The sequence below is a fragment of the Streptosporangium sp. NPDC048047 genome (assembly GCF_040653115.1).
GTDB lineage: Bacteria > Actinomycetota > Actinomycetes > Streptosporangiales > Streptosporangiaceae > Streptosporangium.
This window is the reverse complement of the sequence record NZ_JBEZNH010000020.1, coordinates 23,056-34,484: the sequence shown is the minus strand read 5'-3', so window position 1 is coordinate 34,484 and position 11,429 is coordinate 23,056. Positions and strand designations below refer to the sequence as shown.

At 73.5% G+C, this 11,429-nt stretch carries 10 protein-coding genes; 9 read left to right on the top strand and 1 reads right to left on the bottom strand.

Features of this window, described 5'->3' with window-relative positions:
• Positions 1-348 precede the first annotated feature (348 nt).
• The 9 genes from AB0D67_RS19105 (at position 349) to AB0D67_RS19065 (ending at position 11,112) form a co-directional block, all read left to right on the top strand.
• Complete coding sequence (locus tag AB0D67_RS19105) at positions 349-828, top strand: hypothetical protein (protein WP_362936845.1); 480 nt, start codon at positions 349-351, stop codon at positions 826-828.
• Between the two features lie 285 nt (positions 829-1,113).
• Positions 1,114-1,416, top strand: coding sequence for a hypothetical protein (locus AB0D67_RS19100; RefSeq protein ID WP_362936842.1), 303 nt, complete (start codon positions 1,114-1,116; stop codon positions 1,414-1,416).
• Positions 1,417-1,512: 96 nt separating this feature from the next.
• Entirely contained in the window at positions 1,513-3,057 is a 1,545-nt protein-coding gene (locus AB0D67_RS19095; protein WP_362936839.1) for a glycerophosphodiester phosphodiesterase, read from the top strand.
• A 61-nt stretch (positions 3,058-3,118) separates the two neighbouring features.
• On the top strand, positions 3,119-4,525 hold the full coding sequence (locus AB0D67_RS19090; protein ID WP_362936836.1) for a glycerophosphodiester phosphodiesterase family protein: 1,407 nt from the start codon (positions 3,119-3,121) through the stop codon (positions 4,523-4,525).
• 107 nt (positions 4,526-4,632) lie between these two features.
• Complete coding sequence (locus AB0D67_RS19085) at positions 4,633-5,931, top strand: MFS transporter (RefSeq protein ID WP_362936833.1); 1,299 nt, start codon at positions 4,633-4,635, stop codon at positions 5,929-5,931.
• 294 nt (positions 5,932-6,225) lie between these two features.
• The gene (locus tag AB0D67_RS19080) at positions 6,226-7,194 is read left to right on the top strand and encodes a hypothetical protein (RefSeq protein ID WP_362936830.1); all 969 of its coding nucleotides are present in this window, start codon (positions 6,226-6,228) and stop codon (positions 7,192-7,194) included.
• 13 nt (positions 7,195-7,207) lie between these two features.
• Positions 7,208-8,038, top strand: coding sequence for a class F sortase (locus tag AB0D67_RS19075; protein ID WP_362936827.1), 831 nt, complete (start codon positions 7,208-7,210; stop codon positions 8,036-8,038).
• Entirely contained in the window at positions 8,035-9,891 is a 1,857-nt protein-coding gene (locus AB0D67_RS19070) for a DUF2079 domain-containing protein (RefSeq protein WP_362936824.1), read from the top strand. Before AB0D67_RS19075 ends, AB0D67_RS19070 begins: the two co-directional genes overlap by 4 nt.
• Positions 9,892-9,966: 75 nt before the next feature.
• Positions 9,967-11,112 (top strand): acetyl-CoA C-acetyltransferase, encoded by a 1,146-nt coding sequence (locus AB0D67_RS19065; protein ID WP_362936821.1) that lies wholly within the window; start codon positions 9,967-9,969, stop codon positions 11,110-11,112.
• A 95-nt stretch (positions 11,113-11,207) separates the two neighbouring features.
• Here the strand turns inward: AB0D67_RS19065 and AB0D67_RS19060 are convergent, their stop codons facing one another.
• Positions 11,208-11,399, bottom strand: a complete 192-nt coding sequence (locus AB0D67_RS19060; protein ID WP_362936818.1) for a hypothetical protein — start codon at positions 11,397-11,399, stop codon at positions 11,208-11,210.
• Between the last annotated feature and the right edge of the window lie 30 nt (positions 11,400-11,429).

The following is an 11,429-nucleotide window of genomic DNA, read 5'->3' as shown; positions in this document are numbered from 1 at the left end:
ATAGGGGTGGCCGAAAGGCCACCCCTATCCGTCATACAAGGAATATAGGGAGATGTGTAATCGGTGAGTGATAACATCCCCTCAAATCAGGGTCAGCGGCGGACAATGCGGAATGTCGCCCCCGCAGGGCGGTCATAGAATCGTGAGCGATATGACATCCATCGCCTCATGGAAATCGTGAACCGAATATCCCGGTGGCCCTCCGATGCGTGAGGCTCAAGCGTGACGTGCGGATATGCCACGGACACCCGGCGCTTCCGGCGGACGCCCCGAATCGCGACGGCGACGCCGCACCGGCCGGGAAAACGGATATCGGCGGAGACGAACCGACACTGCGGGAGTCGTTCAATGAATACGAGAAATGCGCCGCCCTCGGCGGTGAAAGTCCCTGCGCTGGTGATGCTGGCCGCCGTGCTGGCCGCCGGATGCGCCTCGGGGGAGACCGCCACGGGCGACGCCTCGGCGGCCACGAAGAAGGCGCCGGCCGCGGCGCCCGCCGCGACGCCGGTCGCGGGGCCCGTCGGGGCGAACCCGCTTCCAAAGAAGATCCACAACGATCCGAATGTCCGCAGCAACATCGTCCAGACGAAGTGCGCGGCCGTACCGGGCGGCTGGGGCGCCGCGGGAACGGCGACGAACCCGGAGAAGAAACCGGTCACCTACCGGATCGTCGTGTACTTCACCACCACCAAGGCGACGACCCTGGACTACGCCCGGACCCGGGTGAAGGTGCCCGCCGGCAAGACGGTCCCCTGGAGCGCCAAGAAGAAGTTCGACGCCGAGGACAAGATGCTCTGCCCCATGCCCGGGATCAGCCTCGTGACCTGACGGGCTCCGCACGAGCCCTGCGGGGGCCCTGTACGGCCCCCGCAAGCGTCCGGGTCGCGGTCCGCGCCGTCCGCACGCCGTACGGCGGTGCCGTCGTACGGCGGTCGCGGCGCGATGCGGCGGTGCCGTACGGCGGTGGCGGCGCGGCGGTGCCGTACGGCGTCTCCGCTGGTCAGGGGGCCGATCGCTACCCTGGAGGGAACGGGGCGGTATCCGCCCGCGGCGCGTGCCGCGGGCGGGGAGCCGGGGCCGAGGGCCGCGGCGGGGCCGAAGGGGGTGTCGCGCATGGACGGGCGGGTGGAACAGGTCCGCGGGATCCTGCACGAGGCGGCCGAGACGCATCACCGGGTCTACCGGATCACCGACGGCGTCGACGACGACTGGCCGTACTGGTACGCCGACTGGCTGGTCAACCTCTCGGAGCTGCCGGAGGCGCTGGGCACCAAGCCGCTCCGCAGCCGGCTCGTCTACGAGCTGGTCAGACTGGACGCGGAGTACGCGACGGCCGACCCGTCGGAGCCCTGGGAGACCTTCTACGCGCGGGGCCTGGTCGACCGCCTCCGCCCCGGCCGCAGCCCCCTGATGTAGCGGCGCGGCGCCGGTGCGGGTCCGTTAGCGGTCCGGCCGGAACGGGTAGATCGACATCAGTCTCCCCCCGTGAGAACGAGCGGCGGGAGTGACGCTGTGAGCACTGTCCGGGCCGGAGCGGCGGCCCTTCTCATCGCGATGGCGGCGATCGGAGCACTGAACCACCAGAACGCGGGTGGACGGCACGGCAGGCCGGGTGACGACCGGCACCACGTGAGATCGCTGTTCGACAGGCACGGCAAGTCACCGGGCGGCTGGCGCACGAGGTCGAGGACGGGCTGGCACCCGCGGCAGGGGACCGTACGGCGGGCGCAGGAGGCCGGCCGCCACACCCGGCCGGGCGTGGGCCGTCCCGCGACGTACCAGGACTCCGACGCCGACGAGTACCGGGACTCGGGCGGCGAGAGCAGCACGAGGTCGACGAGCGAGCACCGGGTGAGCTCCGCCGGGGACCCGCGCCTGGGCCCGCTGGACGGCCGGACCATGAGCCCGGTGGCGTACCGGGCCGACCGCCGGGGCGACGCTGTGCACCGGACCGGACGCGACGGCGGCGCGGCGGTCCTGGCCGGGAGCCACGGCGGCGCGGCCGTCCTGGCCGGGCGGCAGGACGGCGCGACCGCTCAGACCGGGCGTCACGGCACGATGCCGATCGTCATCGCGCACCGTGGCGCCAGCGCGCTGCGGCCCGAGCACACCCTCCTCGCCTACAACCTCGCCGTCCGCTCGGGGGCCGACTACATAGAGCCGGATCTGGTCTCGACCAAGGACCACGTGCTGGTGGCCCGGCACGAGAACGAGCTGTCGCAGACCACCGACGTCGCCCGGCACCCGGAGTTCGCCGCCCGGCGGACCACCAAGGTGATCAACGGTGTCCGCCGTACCGGCTGGTTCACCGAGGACTTCACCCTCGCTGAGCTGCGCACCCTGCGTGCCCGGGACCGGCACCCCGGGCGGCGCGGCGACGCCGGTTACGGAGACAGGGCGACGATCCCGACCCTGGACGAGATCGTCCGGCTCGCGCAGCGGCGCGGCGTCGGCGTCTACGCCGAGACCAAGTTCCCGAGTTACTTCGCCTCGATCGGGTTGCCGCTGGAGGAGCCGATGCTGGCCACCTTCAGCCGGTACGGCTGGGACGACGCGACCGACCCGGTGTTCGTCGAGTCCTTCGAGACCGGCAACCTGAAGAAGCTCAGCACCATGACGCATCTGCGGCTGATCCAGTTCATCGGCGGCAGAAGGGCGCCGTTCGACCTGGTGGCGGCCGGTGACACGCGCACCTACGACGACATGGTCACCCCGGAGGGCCTGCGGGAGATCGCCCGGTACGCCGACGGCATCGGCGTGAACACCCGGCGGATCGTGCCGCGCGGCCCCGACGGGAGGCTGGGACCGCCGACCTCGCTCGTCGACGACGCCCACGCCGCCGGGCTGCTGGTGCACGTGTCGACGGTCCGCGCGCAGAACGGCAGGCTCCCCGCCGACTACCGCCGGGGAGACCCCGCCGTCAGGGGATACCGGGGCGCCGCCGGCGACGTGGCGGGCTGGCTGGACCGGCTGTACGGCCTCAAGGTGGACGGGGTCTTCGCCGACGATCCGGGCGTCGCCCGCGTCGCACGGGACCGCCTGTTCTCGCGCGTGTAGCCGCCGGGGAGCGATCTGTCCGTTATTCGCCAGGCCAGTCCGGGTATATAGGGATATATCAATGTCCCCCGCCGTTGAGTGGGGGTGCCGGATGCCGAGCAGGACGCGCGGCGGCCTGCTGGCCGTGCTCGCGGGCGGAACCGCGCTCGCGGCCCTGTACGGCGGGCTCCCGGCGGCCGACCGGCCACCCGTCTCCGCCCCGGCGCCCGTACCGGGACCGGGGCGGAGCGCGTGCCCGGACGGGGAGCCGATCGTCATCGCGCACCGCGGCGCCAGCGCGCTGCGGCCCGAGCACACCCTCCTCGCCTACGACCTCGCCATCGGGACCGGCGCCGACTACATCGAGTGCGACCTGGTCTCGACCAGGGACCACGTGCTGGTGGCCCGGCACGAGAACGAGCTGTCGCAGACCACCGACGTCGCCCGGCACCCGGAGTTCGCCGCGCGGCGGACCACCAAGGTGATCAACGGCCACCCGAGGACCGGCTGGTTCACCGAGGACTTCACCCTCGCCGAGCTGCGCACCCTGCGCGCCCGGGAACGCTGCCCCGGCCTCCGGCCCGGCAGCGCCGCCTACGACGGGCTCGACCGGATCCCGACCCTGGACGAGATCGTCCGGCTCGCGCAGCGACGCGGCGCCGGGCTGCACATCGAGACCAAGATCCCTTCCTACTTCGCCTCGATCGGGCTGCCGCTGGAGGAGCCCCTGCTGGCCACCCTCGCCCGGTACGGCTGGGACGACGCGACCGACCCGGTGTTCGTCCAGTCCTTCGAGACCGGCAACCTCAGGAGACTCCGCACCATGACCCGGCTGCGGCTGGTCCAGTTCGTCGCCGACGCCGGCGCGCCGTACGACCTGGTGGCCGCCGGGGACCCGCGCACCTACGACGACATGGTCACCCCGGCTGGCCTGCGGGAGATCGCCCGGTACGCCGACGGCGTCGGGGTGGTCACCCGGCGGGTCGTCCCCCGCGGGCCGCACGGCATGTCGCTGCCGCCCACCTCGCTCGTCGCGGACGCCCACGCCGCGGGGCTGCTGGTGCACGTGTCGACGGTCCGCGCGCAGAACGGCAGGCTCCCGGCCGAGTACCGCCGGGGCGACCGCCGGGACCCGCGCTACCGGAGTCTGCCGGGCGACGCGGCCGGCTGGCTGGGACGGCTGTGCCGGCTCGGGGTGGACGGGATCTTCGCCGACGACCCGGGGGTCGCCCGCGCCGGGCTGGATCCGGCCAGGACGTCGCGCCCGGCGGCCATCGGGCCGCCCGGCGCCGGCAGCGGCGCGACGCGGGCCGCCGGGACCGCTCTGGCCGCCGCGACCGTCATGACGCGGGACATGGGGATGAGGATCATCGGGACGGGGGTCACCGGGACGGGGGCCGCGGGGACCCCGCGGTCCGGGCGGGCCGCCGAGGATCCGGTGGAAAGGGATGGATCGCTCCGAAGACGGGCGGATATCATCCCGGCATGACCTGGCGACATTGATCCACGACCTGAGGCCCGAGCGGGGCACGCTGCCGCGGACCGCCGGGGATGCCGAGCATCCCGTCCGCGAAGCATCCCCGTGAGAAGGACCTCATGAGCATCACTCTGCCGCGTGCCTCGGACGCACGCGTGCGGCGGCTGGCCGCCACTCTTTACGCGTACACGTTCCTCGACGACTTCACCCTGCTCTACCCGCTCTACGCCCTGCTGTTCGCCGACACCGGCCTGTCGACCGCCGAGATCTCCTCGCTGCTCGCCATCTGGTCGCTCACCTCCCTGGTGATGGAGATCCCGTCCGGGGCGTGGGCCGACACGGTCTCCCGGCGGCTGCTCCTCGTCCTGGCGCCGCTGCTCGCCGGGGCCGGCTACGCCCTGTGGTTCCTGCTGCCCTCCTACGGCGCCTTCGCCGTGGGCTTCGTGCTCTGGGGCACCTCGGGGGCGTTGCAGTCGGGATCGCTGGAGGCGCTGGTCTACACCGAGCTGGAACGCGAGGACGCCGCCGGCCGCTACGCCGGGATCATGGGCAGGGCCCGCGCGCTCGGCACCGGCGTCGTGATGGCGGCCACCGCGCTGGCCGTACCGCTGTTCGCCGCGGGCGGCTATTCGCTGGTCGGCGTGGCCAGCGTCCTGGTCTGCATCGTCTGCGCCGCCGTCGCGGCCGCCTTCCCCGAACACCGCACGCACCGTCCTCGCCGTACGCGCCGAGGGACAGGCGGTCCGGGCGGGGACCTCACGGAGGACCGGGACGACGATCCCGGTGAGGACGCGGAGGCGTCGTCGCCGCGCGCCTACCTCGGCATGCTGCGCGCGGGACTGCGGGAGGCGCGCGGCGACCGGGCCGTACGGCGCGCCCTGCTGCTGGTGCCCGCGGTGGCGGCCCTGTGGGGATCGCTGGAGGAGTACGTCCCGCTCCTCGCGGCCGACGTCGGGGTGGCCACGGAGACCGTGCCGCTCCTGGTGCTCCTGATCTCCGCGGGGGTCGCGGCCGGCGGCTTCCTCGTGGCGGCCGGGAGCCGTCTGACCCTCCGGGGGCTCGCCGTGCTCCTCGCCGCGGGGGCGGTGGCGCTCGGCGCGGGCGCGGCCGCCGGGAACGCGCTCGGGTTCTTCGCCATAGCGGCGGCCTTCTGCGTCTTCCAGACGTCGACCGTGCTGGTCGACGTGCGGCTGCAGAACACCATCGCTGGTCCGGCGCGGGCCACCGTGACGTCGGTGGCCGGCCTGGCCACGGATGTGGCCTGCCTCGGGGTGTACGGGGTCTACGCCGCCGCCTCGGCGGTGGCCGGGCACGGGATGATCTTCGCACTCTCCGCCGTGCCGTACCTCCTGCTGGCACTGTTCCTCGCGAGCCGGCGGGACTCCGGAGCGGCCGCCCGCGGCGCCGGGAGCGGCTGACCCGGCGGCCGGCGCTCAGCCGCCCGGCGGTCCGGCGGCGTCGTCGGGCGGCTGACCCGGGGGCCGGCGCTCAGCGGCTCGGCGGCCCGGCGGAGCCGTGGGAGCGGTCCAACGCGGCACCGGGAGGGTGCGCTCTCCTCCCGGTGCCACGGTGGGGCCGAGCCCTCCCCGCGGCCAAGGGGAAGGTGGCCGCGACGGGGCTGGAAGGAATTTGTGCCCGTTTTGTGGAGTTGCGTGCATCTCTAGGCCACCGTTCATAGGATCTATGCCGAACCGTGACCATGGTTTGGAATCGTGGACGACCGCCCCGGGCGGCCGACCGGCCACGTGGAGAGAACGGAGAGCACCGTGCTGGAGTCCAGGACGCGGCGTCGCGTCGCGGCCAAGACGACCGCGATCGCGATGGCGGGCGCGGGCGTCCTCTTCGGCGCCGTCCCCGCCGTCGCCTCCCTGCTCGCCACGCCGAAAGCGGTCGTCTACACCTGCACACCGGTCGCGGGCGGGACCGGCGGCGCCGCCCACACCTTCCAGGTGGAGCTGGCCGGCCCGGTCACCGCGCCCACACCCAACTCCGCCGCCGTGATCACCCTGAAGATCGGCTCACCGGCACCGGCCCTGGCCGCTCCCACGGCGATCGGCGCGGGCGACCGGATCGCCGTCGACGCCGACGTGGTCGTCAGCGGCTCACCGCTGCCGACCCCCGTGGCGACCCCGTCGGCCGAGGCCACGACCACCTCCGGGGCGGTGCCCTCCGGCGGGTCGATCACGTCGTTCCCGACCGTGCTGTTCACGGTGATGCCGACCGCGACCGGCGTCTTCGCGGTCCACCCCGGCGCCTTCACCCTCTACATCCCGGCGGGCGGGACCGGCACGGGCACCGGGACCGGCGCCGAGAACGAGCTGTACGACTGCGTCGTCGACCCGGCCGCTGCCGCCGCCGCCGCGGCCCTGGTGACCGTCCAGGCGACGAGCACCGGCACCGGCACGCCCACCGCGACCCCCACCCCGACGCCCACCCCCACCCCGACTCCCACCGACACGGGCGCCGAGACCGCGGACCCGGTGGTCACCGTCACCAGCACCCGTACCGCCGGGGACGAGGACGGGCAGATCGAGAAGACCCCCGGCGGCGGCGCCTCCACCGGAGGCGGCGGCGACGCGGGGCCGGACGCCCGGGTGGTCATGCTCGGCGGCGTGCTGATGGTGGCGGGCGCCGCCGCGGGCGGCCTGGTACTGCGCCGCCGCACGGCGACCAGAGGCTGACCCGGATGACCCGGTGACGCTCCCGACGCCGCCAGGCCGCCCGCCGATGCGCCCCCGCGGGCCGGTGCCGCCGTACCCGGGCCGACCGGGCGGCCCGCCGTACCCGCCGCACGACGGGTACGGCCCGCCGTACGGCGGGCGGCCCGACGACGGCGGGAGGATGCTCCGGTCGGTGCTCATCCTGGCGGGGATCGCCGGAGTGGTCACCGTGCTGGTGGGCCTGCTGCTCATGCTGGCCGAACCCGAGGAGTACGGCCTGGCCGACCGGCGCACCGCGCTGCCGCCGCGCAGCCAGGTGAACGCGAGCTCCGGCCCCTACTTCCAGGCGGCCCCGACCGCGCCGCCGCCCACGCCGGCCCTGCCGCCCGCGCCCCCGATGCAGCCCTCGACGCCGGTCCGCCTGGTCATCCCGAAGCTCGGCGTCAGCGCGCCGATCAGGTCCGTCGGGCTGGACGGGCAGGGCGCGATCGAGGTGCCGCCGATCGGCAGGCCGAACCTCGTCGGCTGGTACCGCTCCGGGCCCACCGCGGGGGAGGCGGGACCGGCGATCATGCTGGGCCACAAGGACACCCGGTCCGGCAGCGCGGTCTTCAGCCGCCTCGACGAGATCCGCAACGGCGACCTCATCGAGGTGCACCGCAAGGACGGCGTGATCGCGATGTTCACCGTGGGCGGGCTCGAACAGGCGGAGAAATCGGTGTTCCCGACCCAACGGGTGTACGGGCGGTCACGTGACGCCCAGCTCCACCTGATCACCTGCGGCGGCACCTACGACCGCACCACCGGCCACTACACGGACAACGTCATCGTCTACGCGACGATGACGGGAACGCGGCGGAAATGAGCACCGTCTCCCCGGCCGCCCGGCGGCCCCCGCACCCGCTCGCCCTCACCCGGTCCTCCGGAGCGCCGAGGCCCGGCGCCGTCGCGAGGACCGCGGACGCGAAGGCCGTGGACGGGAAGATCTCAGACGCGAAGACCGCGGACGCGAAGGCCACCGTCAAGGCCGCCGGGGGGTCCGTCGCGGACTTCGCCCGCGGGCGGCGGCACGGGCTGATCCTGACCGCGCTGGTGGCCCTGGCGACGACGGCCTACTCGGTGCTGAGCCTGGTCAAGTTCGCCACCTTCAAGGTGAGCATCTTCGACCTGGTCATCTTCGACCAGGCGGTGCGCGGCTACGCGCACTTCGGGCCGCCCGCCACGCCGTCGGTCGGCATGACCTACGGCCTGGGCATGGACTTCCTCCAGCTCGGCGACCACTTCTCGCCGATCCTCGCGGTCCTGGCGCCGCTGTACTGGCTGTACGACGACCCGCGGACGCTCCTGGTCGCCCAGGCGGTGCTGCTCGCGCTGGCCGCGATCCCGATCCATCGTTACGCCGAGCGCCGTCTGGGGCCGGTCCCGGCGCACCTGGTGGCCGCCGCCTACCTGGTGTCGTGGCCGGTCGCGCAGGCCGCCGGGTTCGACTTCCACGAGGTGGCCTTCGTCCCGCTGCTCAGCGCGATCATGATCGAGCGGTTCGACGCCGGCCGCCCGGCCTGGGGCGTGGTGGCCGCCCTCGGCCTGCTGCTGGTCAAGGAGGACATGGGGCTGCTCGTCGCGGGGTTCGGGGTGTACCTCTTCCTCACCCGGCGGCGGCTCCAAGGAGCCGCGTTCGTCTTCTTCTCGCTGGGCGCGCTGGTGATGATCCGCGGTGTGCTGATGCCGATGGCCGGGTCGCCCCCGTCGGGGTTCCACTGGGCCTACGGCGCCTGGGGCGCGAGCCTGGGGGAGGTCGTGCTGGCCGTCGCGCGCGACCCGGCAGGGGCGCTGTGGCAGATGGTCAGCCCCGAGGTCAAGGTCGACACCCTGGCCTTCCTGCTGTGGCCGGTGCTGCTGACCGCGCTGGCCTCGCCGCTGACCCTGGTGGCGGTCCCGCTCGTGGTGGAGCGGTTCCTGTCGGACCGGCCGCAGTGGTGGGGGACGGACTTCCAGTACAACGCCTTCGTCGTCGGGATCCTGTTCTGCGCCGGGGCGGACGGCGTCCACCGGCTGCGGCGCCGGTTCGCCGACCGTCCGGAGAGGCGGGCCGACCGTCCGGAGAGGTGGGTCGACCGTCCGGAGAGGCGGGCCGGCCAGGAGGCGGGGCGGGGCGATGAGGAGGCGGCCGAACGGGCGGAAGCCGGGCGAACGGCCGCCGGGCGTCCCGGAACCGGGCGAAAGGACGCCGGGCGAACGGAGGCCGGTCCGTCCGGGAAGGACACGCCCACAGAAGAGACGCCCGTGGGGAACAGGTCCGCGGACGGTCCGGCGGGCCGTCCGGGCCGGTGGGATCCGGTCCCGTACTGGGCGGTCGCGATCCTCGTGATCGGCCTCACGCTCGTCCCGAAGTTCGCCATGGGCGACCTCGTCGAGTCGTCCTTCTACGAGGGCGAGCCGCACGTCGCCGCGGCCCGCGAGGCGGTCGCCGCGGTCCCGGACGGCGTGGTCGTCGAGGCGGTCAACAACGTCGGCCCCGCGCTCACCGCGCGGACGACCGTACTGCTGTGGGGCCCGCAGAGCTACGGCGCGCCCTGGGTGGTGGCGGACGTGGCGCGGTGGAGCTACCCGTTCGGCGACTTCGACGCGCAGCGGCGCCGGGTGGACGAGGCCCTGGCGAACGGCTACCGCAAGGTCTATGACCGCGACGGATACATCGTCCTGAACCGTCCCTCCTGAGCACGACAGCGGGAAGGCTTCTCCTGTAACCTGCTAGTAACCGAACATTGCTCGGTTCCATGAGCAGGAGGCACTGTGGCAGAGGCGTACATCGTCGGAGCCGTCCGCACCCCGGTCGGCAAGAAGAAGGGCGGGCTGTCCACCGTCCACCCCACCGACCTGGCCGCGCACACGCTCAGGGCGCTCATCGACCGCACCGGCGTGGACCCGGCCGCGGTGGAGGACGTCATCATGGGCTGCGTCATGCAGTTCGGCCCGCAGAGCATGGACATCGCGCGCAACGCCTGGCTGTCGGCGGGCCTTCCGGAAAACGTCGCGGGCGTCACCATCGACCGCCAGTGTGGCTCCTCCCAGCAGGCGGTCCACTTCGCCGCCCAGGGCGTGCTCTCCGGCACCCAGGACCTCGTGGTGGCCGCCGGCGTGGAGTCGATGAGCGTCGTGCCGATGGGCTCGTCGATCACCGCCGCCCTGGAGAAGGGCATGCCCTTCCCGTTCGGCGAGGGCTGGGTCGAGCGGTACGGCAAGCAGGAGATCTCCCAGTTCCGCGGCGCCGAGCTGATGTGCGAGAAGTGGGGCCTCGAACGCGAGGAGCTGGAGCGGTACGCCTACGAGAGCCACCAGCGGGCGGCCAAGGCCATCGCCAACGGCCACTTCCGGGACCAGATCGCCCCCGTCAACGGCGTCGAGGACGACGAGGGGCCGCGGCCGGACACCACGCTGGAGAAGATGGCGTCGCTCAAGACCCTCCGCGAGGGCGGACGGATCACCGCGGCGACCTCCTCACAGATCTCCGACGGCTCCGGCGCACTGCTGATCGCCTCCGAGAAGGCGATCCGCGACCACGGCCTGGTCCCCAGGGCCAGGATCGTCACGCTGGCGCTCACCGGCGACGACCCGGTCTACATGCTGACCGCGCCGATCCCGGCGACCCGCAAGGCCCTGCAGAGGTCCGGGCTCTCCATCGGCGACATCGACGTCACCGAGATCAACGAGGCGTTCGCCCCGGTCCCGCTGGCGTGGATCAGGGAGCTGGACGCCGACCCCGCCAAGGTCAACCCCAACGGCGGCGCCATCGCCCTGGGCCACCCGCTGGGCGGCACCGGCGCGATCCTGATGACCAAGCTGGTCCACGAGCTGGAGCGCACCGGCGGCCGGTACGGCCTGCAGACGATGTGCGAGGGCGGCGGCCAGGCGAACGTCACCGTCATCGAGCGGGTCTGACCCGCGAGAGGCTCCCGGAGGGTCTCCCGAGGGCGCGTGCGAGGCGGAAGGCCGCCCCTGCCAGACATTCCGGGCCGGGGGCGGCCTTCCGACCGTCAGCGGCCGCCCTTGCCGGGGATCCGGCGCGGCTGACGGGTGGGCCTGACCGGCGTACGGGGCATCGACACGCGCCGGGGCGCGGCCGGAAGCCCTCGTCCGGGCAGTGAGGCGCGGGGCGAGCCCTCGGGCGCGCCGTCCTCGGCGGGCCGGTCGGGGTCCTGGGCCTGATGGCTGAAACGAATTCGCATGTGTCACTCCTCGAAGATCATTGAGACGCG